This window comes from Novosphingobium lindaniclasticum LE124, assembly GCF_000445125.1.
Classification (GTDB): Bacteria; Pseudomonadota; Alphaproteobacteria; order Sphingomonadales; family Sphingomonadaceae; genus Novosphingobium; species Novosphingobium lindaniclasticum.
Genome location: NZ_ATHL01000054.1, coordinates 1 through 15,779, shown reverse-complemented (window position 1 = coordinate 15,779; position 15,779 = coordinate 1). Strand labels below are relative to the sequence as shown.

The following is a 15,779-nucleotide window of genomic DNA, read 5'->3' as shown; positions in this document are numbered from 1 at the left end:
CGTACAGACAATTGCCTTTCCCGGAAGGCAAGCGCAATTGATGGACCGGATGTCGCAGGATCAAGACCAAAACCCCGTAACGACGGAGCTGCCGCAGCCGGCCCGCCGCAGCAAACGGCGTGCAGCGGCGCCCGCGCTCATCGGGCTGGGCGCGATTGCCGTCGCCGGGCTGGCGGGAGCCTGGTTCTGGCGCGAAGACATCGCCGACGATCTGATAACCGAGGAACTGCGTAAGCTCGGCCTGCCGGCTACCTACCGGATCGAGCGCATCAGCCCCTCGGAACAAGTGATTCGCAATCTGGTCGTCGGCGATCCCAGGCGCCCGGACCTTGTCGTGGAAGAACTGCGCGTGGCGACCAGGCTCAATTGGGGCTGGCCGGGCGTCGGCCGGATCACCCTGGTTCGGCCGCGTCTGTTCGGATCGCTGCATGGTGGCAAGCTGAGCCTCGGATCGCTGGACAAGGCGCTGCGGGGCGGCGGAGACAAAGACCACGTCCTGCCCGACCTGGATGTCGCCGTGCTCGACGGCCGGGCGCTGATCGAAAGCGATCATGGCCGCCTTGCCGCCAGACTGGCCGGCGCAGGAGCGCTGCGCGGCGGCTTTCGGGGCGAACTTGCCCTCGTGTCGCCAAAGCTGACTGCGCAGGGCTGCGAGACGGGCCGCGCCACCCTCTACGGCAAGCTCACGGTATCCGGAGAGCGTCCTCGCTTCAAAGGCCCCTTGCGCCTTGGATCTGTCGTCTGCCGTGATCCGGATCTGCGGCTGGCGGCGAGCGGAGCGCAGCTCGATGTCGTGCTCGACCGGCTTCTCGACGGCGGAGAGGGCAAGATCGGCCTGGACGGCGGCGCCTTGCGATTCGCCGGGAACGGGGCGTCCGGCCTTACTGGCTCGGGACGGTTCACCTATCGAAAGCAGGCGCTCAACGCGAACTTCAAGGCGCGGGTCACGGGCATCGTCACGGCGCAGGCGCAGATCGGCTCGCTCGGCTTCGACGGGCGCATGCGCTCCAGCCACGGCTTCGAACGCTTCGACCTGGAAGGGGATGTGAGCGGCGGCGGCGTGGCTATCGGCAAGTCTGCCGACGCGGCGCTGGCAAAGGGCATGCAAGCAGGCGAAGGCACTTTGGCCGCTCCCCTGGTTCGGAAATTCCGCAAGGCCCTGGCCGAGGAGACGCGCGGCAGCAGGCTTTCCGCGAACCTGATCCTGCGGCGCGGCGAAGATGGCCTCACGCTCGTCCTGCCCCAAGGGCATCTGCGCGGCACCAGCGGCGCCTCGGTGCTTACGCTTTCGCGCGTGCAGGCCCAGTTCGGCGGCTCACGCCCTGTCGTTACCGGCAATTTCGCCAGCGGCGGTCGAGACCTCCCGCAGGTTTCGGGTCGCATGGAAAGCGATGCGCGGGGGCATCTCGCCTTGCAGGTGGAGATGGCGGACTATGCGGCGGGCGATTCGCGGCTGGGTATCCCGCGTCTCACTCTGGCGCAGTCTCCCGACGGCGCGATGCGCTTCTCCGGCGAGGCCCGTCTGTCCGGCGCTCTTCCCGGCGGCGCGGCGCGCGGGGTCGTGCTGCCCGTCGATGGCCGCTGGGACGCGGACGGTGTCGTGACCGCCTGGAGCGCGTGCACACCCGTCCGCTTCGAGAGCCTGTCCTTCGCCAATCTCGCGCTGGACAGGCGCAGCATTCAGATCTGCCCGGCGCCGGGCAGCAGCATCCTTCGCAGCTGGGGAGAGGGGCTCGATATCGCACTTGGCGTACCTCGCCTCGACGTTTCCGGCCGCCTGGGGCAGACGCCGATTCGCATCGCCAGCGGCCCGCTCGGCTATGCCCAGATGGCCGGCAGACCTGGAGCGCTCACCGCCAGGGGGGTGGACGTGGCGCTGGGATCGGCGGAGGCGCCGTCACGCTTCCGCCTCGCGCGGCTGGATGCGCAAGTGGGCAGGAACATCGGCGGCACCTTCGACGAAGCCGACATCGGCCTTGCGGCAGTTCCTCTCGATCTGCGGCAGACGGCCGGCAATTGGCGTTATTCTGGCGGCGTGCTGTCGATCGACCAGGCGCGCTTCACGCTGATCGACCGCCAGCCTGCGCCGCGCTTTCAGCCCCTGATCGCCCGGGACGCGTCGCTGCGGCTTGAGAACAACGTGATTTCCGCTCAGGCGATCATGCGAGAGCCGCGCAGCGCCCGCGAAGTGGTTCGTGCCGACATTGTGCACGACCTCGGAAAGGCGAGCGGCCATGCCGATCTGGCCGTCGCGGGGGTCACCTTCGACAAGGATGTCCAGGCGGAAACGCTGTCGCCCTTGCTGCTCGGCATCGTCTCGGACCTCAAGGGCTCGGTGCGGGGCAATGGGCGAATCGACTGGAACGAGCGGGGTGTCACCAGCACGGGTCGCTTCGCTTCCGACGGCCTGGATTTCGCGGCCGCCTTCGGTCCCGTAAAGGGATTGAGCGGCGACGTGGTCTTCACCGACCTTCTGGGCTTCGTGACTGCGCCGAACCAGCAGTTGAAGATCGCCTCGGTCAATCCCGGCATCGAAGTCACGGACGGCGTTCTCGGCTTCCAGATGGAGCCTGGCTACCTGCTGCGGATCAACGGTGCGAAATGGCCGTTCATGTCGGGCACGCTTACGCTGGATCCGGCAACGATGCGGATCGGCGCATCGGAAACCCGTCGTTATAAGCTCAGCGTCAGCGGTCTCGATGCTGCAACATTCGTGCAGCATCTCGAACTCACCAACATCAACGCCTCGGGGATCTTCGACGGCGAGGTTCCCATCGTCTTCGACGAGCAGGGCGGGCGCATCGTAGACGGCTACCTGGCCTCCCGCGATCCCGGCGGCAACGTCAGCTACCTGGGCGCACTGACGTACAAGGACCTGTCAGCGATGGGCAACTTCGCCTTCGGAGCGCTCAAGTCCGTCGATTACAAGCACATGGAAATCGGCCTGAACGGCTCGATCTCCGGCGACATCCTCACGCGGATCGCGTTCGACGGGCTGAGCCAGGGATCTTCGGCCGACAAGAATTTCCTGACGAAGCAGATCGCCAAGTTGCCGATCCGCTTCATCGTCAAGATCAAGGCGCCGTTCTTCAGCCTGTTCGGCTCGATGCGCTCGCTTTACGATCCTGCCTATCTCACCGATCCGCGCACCCTGGGTATATCCCAGGGCATACCTCCCCAGGCTTTGCCGAAAGGCGGAAACTCGGCTCGTCCTACGCCGGAAACCGTTCAGCCTCCAGTCAGCGAGAATAATCCATGAATCCCCTGCAATTGACCGGAAGCGCTCCGGCTGCGACAAACCCGGCCATGATGAGCCGGATACGAGGTTTGGCGCGGCGGTTCGATTCACGGTCCGGCGGGCGCACCGTTTGCGCGGTGATGATGATGGCCGGGTTCGGATCCGTGCTGAGCGGCTGCGTCAACGTGACGGCGCCCGACAAGCCGATCGTGATCGAACTCAACATCAACATCAGGCAGGAAGTGATCTATCGTCTCTCCCAGGACGCGGAGAACACGATCAAGGAAAACGAAGGCGTATTCTGATGAACAAGACCCGTTTCAGCAGTTCCGCCGCCATAGCCGGCGTTCTCGCCCTGTCGTTCCTCGGCGGCGGCATGGCGCTGGCGCAGGAAGGCCGTGACCCGGCTTACGCCGCCGCGCGCTCAGCAGGGCAGGTGGGCGAGCAGAAGGACGGCTACCTCGGCGTCATCGGCAGCCAGCCGGCCGCGATCCAGGCCATGGTGCGGGACATCAACAACAGACGGCGCGCCATCTATACGGACAAGGCGGCCGGAAAGAGCACGATCGAGGAATATGCCTTCGCCACGGCCTGTCGTCTGATCTCTCAGACGAAGCCGGGCGAGAAGTACCAGGCTGCCGACGGATCGTGGAAAACCCGCGATTCCGGCGCGCCCGATCGGGACGCGCGCTGCCCCTGACCAAGTGGGGGCTTCGGTTGAAATCGAAAGGTCATGCAAAAGGGCGGCCACAACGCGGCCGCCCTTTTGCATGACCATAGCGCTACGCCCGGACGACCTTGCGCTGACGATAGCGGGTTTTGCTTGAGTGAACGGCGGCCGAGCCTGCTTTTCACGAGAATTTTGTCCGACATCGTCCTTGCGGTATTAGCCCCGCGACACCATTTCCCAGCCCTGTTCGGAACTTGGTCGCGCGGGCATCCGTGTGAACAACTCTTGCCGTGCGCGTCCCGTCATGGTTGACTCGAGAATGCCCCCACCCTAAGGGGTCGGCGCCCTCGGCGGGCAGCCGTTGAACGCGTCATTCGTTCCTATTCGATTGAGAAGGAGCCCTGACATGAACGACGAGCCGTCCGCACCGGGCCCTGTCGGCGAGGATGCGCGCCTCGATTCGCTGGACGATCGGCTGAAAGCCCTTCGCGAGCGGGAAGCGCAGCGTCAGAAGCCGGTCGCGGGTGCGGAAACCGACGATGCCTATCGTGCCGGTAACCGCGTCCTGGCCGACTTGCTCGGCGGGGTTGCGGGTGGTCTGTTCCTTGGCTGGGTGATCGATCACTTTGCCGGAACATCGCCCTGGGGTCTGATGGTGATGCTGTTCGCAGGAATATTCGTCGCCTTCAGGAACATTATCAGGAATTCGAACCGGCGCCCGGATTGACCCAGGAGGGGTAAGTTAAGGGCGCTGCCGTTCATTGGCGACAGGGATATTCGCGTGGCAGCCGAAGCGAAGGTCGATCCGATGCACCAGTTCAGCATCCAGCCGTTGTTCGGCTCGGAAGGCTGGAGCATCGCCGGTTATAACATCGCCTTCACCAACAGCACGCTGTGGATGGCGATCGCCGCCGTGACGCTGGCGTTCTTCGTTGCCGGCGGCATGAAGCGCCAGCTCGTGCCCGGCCGCTGGCAGATGGCTGTCGAAAGCTTCACCGGCTTCATCGACGGCATGCTGGCCGCCAACGTCGGCCCCGGCGGCAAGAAGTACGTTCCGTACATCTTCTCGCTGTTCATGTTCATTCTTTTCGCGAACTTCCTTGGGCTGCTGCCGCTGGGCGTGATCGGCCTCCATGCCTTCACCTTCACCAGCCATTTCTCGGCCACGGGCGTTCTCGCCGTGCTTTCCTTCGCGATCGTCCTGATCGTCGGTTTCGCAAAGCACAAGCTGCACTTCTTCTCTCTGTTCGTGCCGCACGGCACCCCGGTGATCATGATCCCGCTGATCTTCTGCGTGGAACTGATCTCCTTCCTGGTGCGCCCGTTCAGCCTCGGTCTGCGTCTTTTCGTCGCTATGATGGCAGGGCACGTCCTTCTTGAGGTTCTTTCGAGCTTCGTCATCAGCTCCGGCAATGCCGGCATCGGCCTCTTCGCCATCGCCGGTCTGCCCAGCTTCATCCTGATGGTCGGCATCTGCGCTCTCGAGCTGCTCGTCGCCGGTATCCAGGCCTATGTTTTCGCTCTTCTCACTTGCGTCTATCTGAACGACGCAGAGAACCTTCACTGATTTTCAGTCTCACTCGAGTTTTCCAAAGGGAGTTTTTGAAATGGACGCAGAAGCTGCAAAGCTGCTTGGTGCCGGTCTCGCTGCTATCGGTTGCGGCCTCGCCTCGATCGGCGTGGGTAGCGTTTTCGCCAAGTTCCTCGAAGGCGCGCTGCGCAACCCGGGCGCCGCTGACGCCCAGCAGGGCCGCCTCTTCATCGGCTTCGCCGGCGCCGAACTTCTCGGCCTGCTGTCGTTCGTCGTTGCCGCGCTGCTGATCTTCGCCTGATCGCGCGCACTGATCCCCTCCGGCTACCCGAACCCTTTGGTTGGGCGGCCGGAGAGGACGCAAGAATTCTACCGGCCACTTCGAGACAGGGCTGACCCATGCCTCAGATCGCACAGCTAGCCGCGACCTATTCCAGCCAGATCTTCTGGATGCTGATCTTCTTCGGCTTCACCTTCTTCGTCGTTGGACGGGGAATGGTTCCCAAGGTCATGGATACGGTTGCGCAGCGCGACAAGCAGATTGCCGACGACCTCGCCGCCGCCGAGCGCGCTCGCGCCCAGGCCGATGCGGAAGAGGAAGCCTGGCGCACGCGTGAGAACGCCAACCGCGCCGAGGCGCAGGCCCTTATCGCGGAAGCCCGCGCCAAGGCCGCTGCCGTCACGACCGAGCGTCTCGCGACCGCACAGGTGGCCATCGACGCCACGCTCGCCGAAGCCGAAACCCGTATCTCGCAGGCTCGCCGTTCGGCAGCCGCCGAGATCGAGGACGTCGCCGCCGACGCCGCCCGCGAGATCGTCAGCCGCATTGCCGGCCTGACTCTCGACGACGGCGCGGTTCGTTCCGCCGTGAAGGAGAACCTGGTCCATGGCTGAGAACACGGAACTGTCCACCACGGATACCGTCGTCGCTGAAGGCACTTCGCACGAAGCGGCCGAGATGGCCGGAACGCAGGCCGGCATCGAGCATCACGCCGAACCGCTGCTGCTGGGCGTCGCCCCGCCGGTGGCGGTGGTCAGCGCCTCGATGCTGGTGCTTCTCGCAATCATGGTCTGGAAGGGTCTGCCGAAGATGATCTCCGGCGGCCTCGACAGCAAGATCGCCGAGATCAAGGCCCAGCTCGAAGAGGCGAAGATCCTGCGCACCGAGGCGGAAGCCCTGCGCAAGGAATATGCCGACAAGATCGCCGGTGCCGAAAAGGACGCCGCCGCTCTGATCGAGCACGCCCGCCACGAAGCGGAGACGATCGTCGCCAAGGCCCAGGCCGACACGACCGACGTCATCGCCCGTCGCGAGAAGATGGCGCAGGACAAGATCGGCGCCGTCGAGCGCGCTGCTGTGACCGAACTGCGCCAGCAGGCCGCCGCTGCCGCTGCCGCTGCTGCCAGTGGGCTGATCCGCGCCAATCACTCCGCCGGTGCCGACAAGGCTCTGGTCGATCAGGCGATCGCCGGCATCTGATCCTTTCGGATCGGCTGCGAAGCAACAAGGCCTCCGTGCTCTGCACGGGGGCTTTTTTGTGTGCCGGAAAGGGGCAGCTGCAATCGGATGTTGACCTTGGCCGCGTTCGGGATCACAGCGCCGCCCGCGCAGCCTTTGTTGCTGCGGTGTTTCAGGAAGCGAGGACATGTCCAGCGACAGTTCCAGTAGGACCGCACGCCCCAAGGGCGCTGGCTAGTTCTCGCTGGCCATCGTCCGCCCGGGTCGTGCGGACGAAAGGTTTGAAGATGGTGAACGACCTGCTCGCCGGCGTGAACGCCGGTGCCCGGCCCGGCAAGCGCGGGCTCTACATTGCCGATATCGTCGAGATGCTCCAGGCGCTGACGCCCGAGGCGGCTGCCGCCAAGCTCGGCCGCATGGCGGACGTGCGCGCCGTGGCCGTGCTCGACCGCCCCGAGTTCACGGCAGCAGCGGAAGTGCTGGCGCTGCTGCCACTGCCCCGCGCGGTGCATCTGGTCGCCCAGATGGCCGAGGATCGCGCTGCCGATGTTCTTGCCGAAATGGATGAGGATGTGGCCGGCCGGATCTTCGGTGCTCTCTCCCCCGAGGTGCGCACCTCGTTGCGCCGTCTCCTGGCCTGGCCGGAGGACAGCGCCGGCGGCATGATGACCACCGAGTTCGTTGCCGCGCGGGTCTCGGCCAGTGTCGCCGATGTGTTGGACCTCCTTCGCACCGTCGAACGCAGCCGCGAGACCGTCTACTCGGTGTTCCTGCTCGACGAACGCGGCTGTCTCGATGCGACGATCTCGCTGCGCCGCCTGATCGCCGCCGCGCCCGATTCGCCGGCCATCGATCTCGCTCGCGACCGCACGCCCGTCACGGTGACGCCCGCGACCGATCGCGAGGTAGTGGCCGACCTGATCCGCCGTCACGACCTGCTGGCATTGCCGGTGGTAGACGATGCAGGCCGTCCGCTCGGCATCGTGACCGTCGACGACGTGCTCGATGCACTGGTGGCCGAACACACCGAGGACGTCCAGAAGTTCGGCGGCGTCGAGGCGCTGGGCCGGCCCTATCTCGAAACCGGCTTCTTCGAAATGATCCGCAAACGGGCAGGGTGGCTCAGCGTGCTGTTCCTCTCGGAAATGCTGACCGCCAGCGCCATGCAGCATTACGAGGACGAACTCGCCCGCGCGGTGGTGCTGACGCTATTCATCCCGCTTATCATGAGTTCGGGCGGCAACAGCGGCAGCCAGGCGACATCGCTCATCATCCGGGCCCTGGCGATGGGGCAGGTGCGCCTGCGGGACTGGTGGCGCGTGGCACTGCGCGAACTGCCCGCAGGCATGGTTCTGGGCGCGATGCTCGGCACCGTGGGGTTCATCCGGATCACCGCATGGCAGGCGCTGGGCCTCTACGATTACGGCAGCCACTGGGTGCTGATCGCCACGACCGTTTCGGCGGGTTTGGTGGGGATCGTGACCTTTGGCTCGCTGGCTGGCTCGATGCTGCCGTTCCTGCTCCAGAAGCTGGGTTTCGACCCGGCCAGCGCCTCGGCACCGTTCGTCGCGACGCTCGTGGATGTCACAGGTCTGGTGATCTACTTCACCATTGCCCTTGCCATTCTCTCCGGAACGTTGCTCTAGGGCCGCGCAATTAAACGAAAGGACCGCCCCATGGCATTCACCGCGAAGATCCTGTTGCTCGGTTCGGGCGAATTGGGGCGTGAATTCGTGATTTCGGCCAAGCGACTCGGCTGCCAGGTGATCGCTTGCGATGCCTACGAGGGGGCGCCGGCCATGCAGGTGGCGGACGGGTTCGAGGTCTTCTCGATGCTCGATGGCGAACGCCTGCGCGCGGCCATCGAGAAGCACCGGCCCGACTTCATCGTGCCCGAGGTCGAAGCCATCCGCACCGAAGTGCTGGCCGAAGTCGAGGCGGAAGGTTTCTGCGTCGTTCCTTCGGCCCGCGCGACGCAGATGACCATGAACCGCGACGCCATCCGCGAAGTCGCCGCTGTCGAACTCGGCCTGCGCACTTCGCGCTATCGCTATGCCGAAAGCCTCGACGAAGTGCTGGCGGGCGCCGAGCACACGGGCCTGCCCTGCGTCATCAAGCCGGTCATGTCCTCCTCGGGCAAGGGCCAGAGCACGGTGCGCGATGCCACCGATCTGGAGAAGGCCTGGGACTACGCCGTCGCCAACATGCGCGGCGATCGCAAGCGGGTGATCGTCGAGGAATTCGTCGCCTTCGACTACGAGATCACCTTGCTGACGATCCGCAGCCGCGAGGGCGTGTCCTTCTGTCCGCCGATCGGTCATCGGCAGGAGCGCGGCGACTATCAGGAGTCCTGGCAGCCGACGCCGATGGCTCCCGCCGCCATTGCCGCCGCACAGGACATGGCGCGCAAGGTCGTCGACGATCTCGGCGGCTACGGCCTGTTCGGCGTCGAATTCTTCGTGAAAGGCGAGGAGGTGATCTTCTCCGAACTCTCGCCGCGTCCGCACGATACCGGGATGGTCACGCTGATTTCGCAGAACCTCTCCGAGTTCGATCTCCATGCGCGGGCGATCCTCGGGCTGCCCGTTCCCGAAGTGGTGCTGCATGGGGCGAGCGCTTCGGCGGTGATTCTCGCCGACCGGGAGAGCGGTTCCTTCGCTTACGAAGGCCAGGCCGAGGCTCTGGCGACGCCGGGTGCGCAAGTGGACTTGCGCATCTTCGCCAAGCCGGTGACGCGGCCCTACCGGCGCATGGGGGTTGCCCTGGCGCTGGCGGAGGACACCGACACCGCGCGCCGGGTGGCGGCGGAAGCGGCAGGCAAGGTCCGCATCGTCTACTGAGGATGCCGTAGTCCGTCATTGCCAGCGAAGCGAAGCAATCCAGGGCGATTTACGCCGCCGTGGGTTGCGCTGCGTCGCGCGATGACAAACTACTTCAGAAACTGTTCTTGGCTTCGCGCAGCGCGGCGAATGTCGCTACGGCATCGCCGCCGCCCCAGCGGGCCTGAAGCGCGGGATCGTCTGCGCGCAGGAACGGGTTGGTCAGCAGTTCGCGGCCGAGTTTCGTCGGCACCGTCGGCAGGCCGGCGGCGCCGGCGCGGTCGACATCCGCAGCATAGGCGGCGAGTTCCGCATTGTCCGGATCGGCGTGGACGGCGAATCTTGCATTGGCCGCCGTATATTCGTGCGCGCAATAGAGCATGGTATCGCCAGGTAGCGCCTTGATGCGCTGCAAGCTCGCCCAGAATTGTGCGGGCTGGCCCTCGAACATGCGGCCGCAGCCGAGCGCGAAGACCGAATCGCCGACGAAAGCGATCCGCGCCTCGGGAAGGTGGTAGGCGCAGTGCCCCAGCGTGTGCCCGCCGACGTCGATGACCCGGGCCTGCCAGTCTCCCAGCATGACCACATCGCCCTGATCCACCGTGCGATCCACGCCGGCGATCTTGCCGGCATCGCCCGTCGGAGCCGTCACCTTGCAGCCGGTCACCCCCTTGATGGCACCGTTGCCGCCGGCATGGTCGGGGTGCCAATGGGTGTTCCAGATCTGGGTGATCTGCCAGCCCTTGTGCCCTGCCTGGCGCAAGTATTCGTCAGCGTCCGGGGTGTCGATGCAGGCGGTTTCGCCGCTCACCGGGTCGTGTAGCAGATAACCGTAATTGTCGCTGAGGCAGGGGAACTGGTGGACTTCGAGCATGGGACCTCTCCTTGCGGAGCGATGTAGGCGCTTGGTGCTTTTGGGGGAAGAGGCGCTGGGCTTGGGGTTCGCGCGCAGCCGCGTAGAAGCATGAAGGATCGCACGCGGAGATGCGGCTTGGCGGAAGGCCCCGGTCCAGTCGAGACTACGGCTTGGGCGGCGATGGTGAGACGGCGGCATCGGCACATCCGCGCCTTCGCGTGGAACCCGGAAAAGCAAAAGCCCGCCCGGATTTCTCCGGACGGGCCTTTGACGGTTCACCTTGCGGTGAAGCCTGGAAACGTTCTTACGAACGGTTCTTGAGGGCTTCGCCGAGGATGTCGCCGAGCGAAGCGCCCGAATCCGACGAACCGTACTGCTCCACGGCTTCCTTCTCTTCGGCCAGCTGGCGGGCCTTGACCGAGAAGTTCGGCTTCTTCGAACGATCGAAGCCGGTGACCATGGCGTCGAGCTTCTGGCCGACCTGGAAGCGGTCGGGGCGCTGCTCGTCGCGGTCGCGACCGAGGTCCGAACGCTTGATGAAGCCGGTGGCGCCATCGTCCCCAGCCTGGACTTCCAGGCCGCCGTCGCGAACTTCGAGAACGGTGACGGTGACGACTTCGTTGCGACGCAGCGAGCTGCCGCCGGTCGCGGCAACGCCGCCAGCGGCCGGAGCGCCACGCTCAAGCTGCTTCATGCCGAGGCTGATGCGTTCCTTCTCGACATCGACGTCGAGAACCACGGCCGAAACCTGCTCGCCCTTGCGGTGCAGAGCCAGCGCGTCTTCGCCCGAGATGCCCCAGGCGATGTCCGACATGTGAACCATGCCGTCGACGTCGCCGTCGAGACCGATGAACAGGCCGAATTCGGTGGCGTTCTTGACTTCGCCTTCAACCTGCGAACCGACGGGGTGCTTCTCGGCGAACGCTTCCCAGGGGTTCTGCTGAGCCTGCTTGAGGCCGAGCGAGATGCGGCGCTTGTCCGAATCGACTTCGAGAACGACCACTTCGACTTCCTGCGAGGTCGAGACGATCTTGCCGGGGTGGACGTTCTTCTTGGTCCAGGACATTTCCGAAACGTGGACGAGGCCCTCGATGCCGGCTTCCAGTTCCACGAAGGCACCGTATTCGGTGATGTTCGTGACGGTGCCCGACAGCTTGGCGCCGACCGGGTACTTGACGGCTGCGCCTTCCCACGGATCGCTTTCCAGCTGCTTCATGCCGAGGCTGATGCGCTGGGTGTCCTGGTTGATGCGGATGATCTGGACCTTCACGGTGTCGCCGATGGCGATCACTTCGCTCGGGTGGTTGACGCGCTTGTAGCTCATGTCGGTGACATGGAGCAGGCCGTCGATGCCGCCGAGGTCAACGAACGCACCGTAGTCGGTGATGTTCTTGACGACGCCCTCGATGACCTGGCCTTCGCTCAGCTTGTCGATCAGCTCGCTGCGCTGTTCGGCGCGCGTTTCTTCGAGGACGGCACGGCGCGACACGACGATATTGCCGCGGCGACGGTCCATCTTCAGGATCTGGAAGGGCTGCGGCACGTCCATCAGCGGGGTGACGTCGCGCACGGGGCGGATGTCGACCTGCGAGCCGGGGAGGAATGCAACGGCGCCGTCGAGGTCGACGGTGAAGCCGCCCTTGACGCGGCCGAAGATCACGCCTTCGACGCGCTTGCCTTCACCGAATTCGTTTTCGAGCTTGTCCCATGCGGCTTCGCGGCGTGCGCGGTCGCGCGACAGCATTGCTTCGCCGTCGGCGTTTTCGACGCGGTCGACGTAAACTTCGACTTCGTCACCGACCTTGAGACCGTGCTCGCCTTCACCGCGGGCGAATTCGCGCAGGGCAACGCGGCCCTCGCTCTTCAGGCCCACGTCGATGACGGCCTTGTCGTTTTCGATGGCAGTGACGGTACCCTTGACGACGCGGCCTTCGAAGCCGTCGTCGGCGACGCCGCCGAGCTGATCGTCAAGCATCTTCGCGAAGTCGTCGCGGGTCGGATTGGCAGAAGTAGCCATTAAAGGTTTGATCCTGTTTAGTTCTTTCCGGCCAGGCGGTTTGATCCGCCGGTCTTTCCTCCGCGCTTCGCACCATGCGAGGCCCGGGCCAAAAGGGCCGAACCGCCACGGGGGCCGAATGCCGTCCGCGGCGCCTTGGAACCTTGCGGTTCTTCAGACCGGCGGGCCCTACGCGCATGAGGGGCGAAATGCAAGGAAATAGGCGGGCTCGGCGCGGTTCCGTCGCATTATCCGGCCGGTCGATCCGGGCCGGTTCGGTCACCCGGCGGCTTTGGTTCAGCGGGTCAGGTAACCCGCAGGGCGTCCACGGCAGCGATGGCGGCGGCGATGGCTTCCTCGCGCTTGAGGTCGGAGGTGTCGATTACCAGCGCGTCGGCGGCGGCCACGAGGGGGGCGTCCTTGCGGCCACGGTCGCGTTCGTCGCGCGCGGCGAGGTCGGCGGTGATGGCTTCCAGCGAGATGTCCCGGCCCTGGGCGTGCATTTCGAGGAAGCGACGCTGGGCGCGCGCTTCGACAGAAGCGACGACGAATAGCTTGGCCTGGGCCTCGGGTGCAATCACCGTGCCGATGTCGCGCCCGTCCAGCACCGCGCCGGCCGGCTGCGTCGCGAAAGTGCGCTGCCGTTCGTAGAGCGCCTTGCGAACCGTGGGGTGGATCGAAACGCGACTGGCGAGGCCGCCACTCGCCTCGGAGCGCAGTTCGGGGTCTTCCAGCAGGCCCTCGGGAAACGCGCAGGCGGCAAGGGCATCCACGGGGTCGTCCGGGTCGCCGCCGTCGAGGAAGCACTGGCGGCCGACCGCGCGGTAGAGCAGGCCGGTGTCGAGGTGAGGCAGTCCGAAATGGTGGGCGAGGGCCTTGGCTATGGTGCCTTTGCCCGAAGCGGTGGGTCCGTCTACGGCGATGATCATCGCAGGCTCATGGCTGTTCAGTGCGGTCAGTGCAAGGTCGGGGAAGGCAATGTCGGCCCCCGCATGGGATGGGGGCGCGTGCTGCCCGGTCCGGTGTTGGCTTGCACGATACCCTTATCCCGCGAGGCTGGCCAGCAGGTCTTCGAAGTTCGGAAAGCTGGTGGCGATCGGCCGGATGTCGTCCACTCCCACGCCGCTACTGCTGGCCAGACCGGCAACCGCCATCGACATGGCGATGCGGTGGTCGAGATGGGTGGTGACCCGTGCACCCTCGGCCATGCCGGGCAGCGGCGCGCCGCCGGTGCCGGTGATGACGAGGCCGTCCTCGCGCTCCTCGATTTGCGCTCCAGCGAGCGTGAGAGCGACGGCCATGGCGGTGAGGCGGTCCGATTCCTTCACGCGCAGCTCGTCGAGACCGCTGGCGACGGTGACGCCTTCGGCCAGCGCGGCGGCGACGAAGAGCACGGGGAATTCGTCGATCATGGCCGGCGCGATGGCCGGGTCGACTGCGACGCCCTTGAGGCGCGAGTGCTTGACCCTGAGATCCGCCACCGGCTCACCGCCGACTTCGCGTTCGTCAAGGAAGTCGATCCGGCCGCCCATCTGGCGCAGCACTTCGACCAAACCGGCGCGGGTGGGGTTGAGGCCGACGTTCTCGATCACGACCTCGCTGCCCGGCACCAGGAGTGCTGCGACGATGAAGAAGGCGGCCGAGGAGGGGTCGCCCGGCACGTCGATCACCTGGGGCTTGAGTTCGGCCTCTCCCTTGATCGTAATGACGCGGGTGCCGTCGGCTTCCACGTTGACGGTGAGGTCGGCGCCGAAGCCCTTGAGCATGCGTTCCGAATGGTCGCGCGTCGGCACCGGCTCGATCACGGTGGTCTCGCCGGGCGTGTTTAGGGCGGCGAGCAGGATGGCGCTCTTCACTTGCGCGGAGGCGACCGGCAGGCGGTAGGTGATCGGTACGGCGGGCGACGCACCGCGCACGATCAGCGGAAGACGGCCACCTTCACTGGCCTCGAAGCTCGCCCCCATCTCCGACAGCGGATCGATCACCCGGCCCATCGGGCGTTTCGAGAGTGAAGCGTCGCCGGTGAAGCTGACCTGGATCGGATGACTGGCGACGAGGCCCATGAGCAGGCGGGTGGAGGTGCCGGAATTGCCCATGTCCAGCGGGCCTCCGGGCTGGAGCAGGGCGCCGACGCCCACGCCGTGCACCCGCCACTCGCCCTCTCCGACACGCTCGACCGTCGCGCCCATTGCCCGCATGGCGGCGGCGGTAGACAGCACGTCCTCGCCTTCCAGCAGGCCGGTCACGCGGGTCTCGCCCACCGCCAGCGCGCCCAGCATGATCGAGCGGTGGCTGATCGACTTGTCGCCCGGCACGCGGATCCTGCCCGTGAGCGGCCCGGCGGGCAGGAAACGGCGGGGGCGCATGGGGGTGGCGGTGTCGTGGCTCACGGGTGCTTCTCTCGATACTGGAGGGGCGCAAAATCGCGGGGCTTTTGACAGCGGGGGCGGCCTATGGCAAGGCGCGCGCCCTGATGCAGCCGGGACGCTTGATTTTGCGCGCCGGCCCTCCCATCAAGACACGGAATTCTCGCCCGTACTCTACGGGCGCGCAGTATGAGGACATTTCATGGCAAAGCCTGAGTGGGGCGCCAAGCACGGCTGCCCGAAATGCGGCACCCGCTTCTACGACCTGGGCAAGGACGACCCGGTCACCTGCATCGAGTGCGGCCATTCGTGGCACCCGGAGCCGGTGCTGAAGTCCAAGCAGCCGATTCCCTATGAGGAAATCCAGAAGAAAGAAGTTGTCGAGGACGAGGATTCGGATCTCGCTGAAGACGATCTGGACATCGATGACGACGGCGATTCGCCGGACAACGATGTCGACCTCGGCGGCGACGACGATCTCGGCATCGGCGGCGGTGACGACGACGGCGATCGCGACGAGTAAAGCGCGGACTCTTCGGCGTTCGGAAAAGGGCGCGGCGCTTCGGCGACCGCGCCCTTTCTCGTTCGGCAGCTTGCGAAGGGGAGGGTGTGGGTTGAGGGCACGGCGCTCGTCGCGGCTTCATCGGAAAATGACAGGTGCATGAAATTTCCACTTGCCAGCCCGGGGAAGCCCATCTAGAGGGCGGCCTCCCAAGCGGAGGCAAGTCATCAATGACGGGCTGAAGTGTGGGAAACGGACCGAACCTCCCGGGATCGGTCCGCTGAAATGATCGGGGCCTTAGCTCAGCTGGGAGAGCGCCTGCATGGCATGCAGGAGGTCAGC

15 protein-coding genes are annotated in these 15,779 nt (G+C 65.7%); 11 read left to right on the top strand and 4 right to left on the bottom strand.

From position 1 onward, the window contains the following. The first annotated feature begins 49 nt into the window (after nucleotides 1–49). From L284_RS31845 to purT, 10 genes are all read left to right on the top strand, one after another. The gene (locus L284_RS31845; RefSeq protein WP_040712863.1) at nucleotides 50–3,259 is read left to right on the top strand and encodes an intermembrane phospholipid transport protein YdbH family protein; all 3,210 of its coding nucleotides are present in this window, start codon (nucleotides 50–52) and stop codon (nucleotides 3,257–3,259) included. Beyond that, nucleotides 3,256–3,543, top strand: a complete 288-nt coding sequence (locus L284_RS48370) for a YnbE family lipoprotein (RefSeq protein ID WP_167663579.1) — start codon at nucleotides 3,256–3,258, stop codon at nucleotides 3,541–3,543. Before L284_RS31845 ends, L284_RS48370 begins: the two co-directional genes overlap by 4 nt. Continuing rightward, the gene (locus tag L284_RS31840) at nucleotides 3,543–3,938 is read left to right on the top strand and encodes a YdbL family protein (protein WP_021233353.1); all 396 of its coding nucleotides are present in this window, start codon (nucleotides 3,543–3,545) and stop codon (nucleotides 3,936–3,938) included. The genes L284_RS48370 and L284_RS31840 overlap by 1 nt, the downstream gene beginning before the upstream one ends. A 376-nt stretch (nucleotides 3,939–4,314) precedes the next feature. Continuing rightward, complete coding sequence (locus L284_RS31835) at nucleotides 4,315–4,635, top strand: AtpZ/AtpI family protein (RefSeq protein ID WP_021233352.1); 321 nt, start codon at nucleotides 4,315–4,317, stop codon at nucleotides 4,633–4,635. Nucleotides 4,636–4,689: 54 nt separating this feature from the next. Beyond that, nucleotides 4,690–5,475, top strand: coding sequence for a F0F1 ATP synthase subunit A (locus L284_RS31830; RefSeq protein ID WP_021233351.1), 786 nt, complete (start codon nucleotides 4,690–4,692; stop codon nucleotides 5,473–5,475). 40 nt (nucleotides 5,476–5,515) lie between these two features. Next, nucleotides 5,516–5,740: a F0F1 ATP synthase subunit C gene (locus L284_RS31825; RefSeq protein WP_007013775.1), complete on the top strand. Its 225-nt coding sequence runs from the start codon at nucleotides 5,516–5,518 to the stop codon at nucleotides 5,738–5,740. Nucleotides 5,741–5,838: 98 nt separating this feature from the next. Continuing rightward, nucleotides 5,839–6,333: a F0F1 ATP synthase subunit B family protein gene (locus tag L284_RS31820; protein ID WP_021233350.1), complete on the top strand. Its 495-nt coding sequence runs from the start codon at nucleotides 5,839–5,841 to the stop codon at nucleotides 6,331–6,333. After that, entirely contained in the window at nucleotides 6,326–6,919 is a 594-nt protein-coding gene (locus L284_RS31815; protein ID WP_021233349.1) for a F0F1 ATP synthase subunit B family protein, read from the top strand. Before L284_RS31820 ends, L284_RS31815 begins: the two co-directional genes overlap by 8 nt. Nucleotides 6,920–7,185: 266 nt before the next feature. Then, nucleotides 7,186–8,544: a magnesium transporter gene (mgtE, locus tag L284_RS31810; RefSeq protein ID WP_021233348.1), complete on the top strand. Its 1,359-nt coding sequence runs from the start codon at nucleotides 7,186–7,188 to the stop codon at nucleotides 8,542–8,544. 30 nt (nucleotides 8,545–8,574) lie between these two features. Further along, the gene (gene purT, locus L284_RS31805; protein ID WP_021233347.1) at nucleotides 8,575–9,738 is read left to right on the top strand and encodes a formate-dependent phosphoribosylglycinamide formyltransferase; all 1,164 of its coding nucleotides are present in this window, start codon (nucleotides 8,575–8,577) and stop codon (nucleotides 9,736–9,738) included. A 94-nt stretch (nucleotides 9,739–9,832) separates the two neighbouring features. On the opposite strand, the gene gloB is transcribed toward purT, so the two are convergent. The 4 genes from gloB to aroA form a co-directional block, all read right to left on the bottom strand. Continuing rightward, nucleotides 9,833–10,591, bottom strand: a complete 759-nt coding sequence (gene gloB, locus L284_RS31800) for a hydroxyacylglutathione hydrolase (protein ID WP_021233346.1) — start codon at nucleotides 10,589–10,591, stop codon at nucleotides 9,833–9,835. Nucleotides 10,592–10,877: 286 nt separating this feature from the next. Beyond that, nucleotides 10,878–12,590 carry a 30S ribosomal protein S1 gene (rpsA, locus tag L284_RS31795; protein WP_021233345.1) on the bottom strand — a complete coding sequence of 571 codons (1,713 nt, stop codon included), beginning with the start codon at nucleotides 12,588–12,590 and terminating at the stop codon, nucleotides 10,878–10,880. A gap of 284 nt (nucleotides 12,591–12,874) precedes the next feature. Then, nucleotides 12,875–13,498, bottom strand: a complete 624-nt coding sequence (locus L284_RS31790; protein ID WP_021233344.1) for a (d)CMP kinase — start codon at nucleotides 13,496–13,498, stop codon at nucleotides 12,875–12,877. Nucleotides 13,499–13,612: 114 nt separating this feature from the next. Continuing rightward, entirely contained in the window at nucleotides 13,613–14,935 is a 1,323-nt protein-coding gene (gene aroA / locus L284_RS31785; protein ID WP_031341758.1) for a 3-phosphoshikimate 1-carboxyvinyltransferase, read from the bottom strand. Between the two features lie 202 nt (nucleotides 14,936–15,137). Between aroA and L284_RS31780 the strand changes: the two genes are divergently transcribed. Then, a complete protein-coding gene (locus L284_RS31780) occupies nucleotides 15,138–15,458 on the top strand; it encodes a TIGR02300 family protein (protein WP_021233342.1) in 321 nt (106 codons plus the stop codon). Nucleotides 15,459–15,779 lie beyond the last annotated feature (321 nt).

Bases quoted from the DNA above. Each gene is read 5' to 3' on its own strand.
- L284_RS31845 (WP_040712863.1), top strand. From the start codon at position 50: ATGTCGCAGGATCAAGACCAAAACCCCGTAACGACGGAGCTGCCGCAG.
- L284_RS48370 (WP_167663579.1), top strand. From the start codon at position 3,256: ATGAATCCCCTGCAATTGACCGGAAGCGCTCCGGCTGCGACAAACCCG.
- L284_RS31840 (WP_021233353.1), top strand. From the start codon at position 3,543: ATGAACAAGACCCGTTTCAGCAGTTCCGCCGCCATAGCCGGCGTTCTC.
- L284_RS31835 (WP_021233352.1), top strand. From the start codon at position 4,315: ATGAACGACGAGCCGTCCGCACCGGGCCCTGTCGGCGAGGATGCGCGC.
- L284_RS31825 (WP_007013775.1), top strand. From the start codon at position 5,516: ATGGACGCAGAAGCTGCAAAGCTGCTTGGTGCCGGTCTCGCTGCTATC.
- L284_RS31820 (WP_021233350.1), top strand. From the start codon at position 5,839: ATGCCTCAGATCGCACAGCTAGCCGCGACCTATTCCAGCCAGATCTTC.
- L284_RS31815 (WP_021233349.1), top strand. From the start codon at position 6,326: ATGGCTGAGAACACGGAACTGTCCACCACGGATACCGTCGTCGCTGAA.
- mgtE (WP_021233348.1), top strand. From the start codon at position 7,186: ATGGTGAACGACCTGCTCGCCGGCGTGAACGCCGGTGCCCGGCCCGGC.
- purT (WP_021233347.1), top strand. From the start codon at position 8,575: ATGGCATTCACCGCGAAGATCCTGTTGCTCGGTTCGGGCGAATTGGGG.
- gloB (WP_021233346.1), bottom strand. From the start codon at position 10,591: ATGCTCGAAGTCCACCAGTTCCCCTGCCTCAGCGACAATTACGGTTAT.
- rpsA (WP_021233345.1), bottom strand. From the start codon at position 12,590: ATGGCTACTTCTGCCAATCCGACCCGCGACGACTTCGCGAAGATGCTT.
- L284_RS31790 (WP_021233344.1), bottom strand. From the start codon at position 13,498: ATGATCATCGCCGTAGACGGACCCACCGCTTCGGGCAAAGGCACCATA.
- aroA (WP_031341758.1), bottom strand. From the start codon at position 14,935: ATGCGCCCCCGCCGTTTCCTGCCCGCCGGGCCGCTCACGGGCAGGATC.
- L284_RS31780 (WP_021233342.1), top strand. From the start codon at position 15,138: ATGGCAAAGCCTGAGTGGGGCGCCAAGCACGGCTGCCCGAAATGCGGC.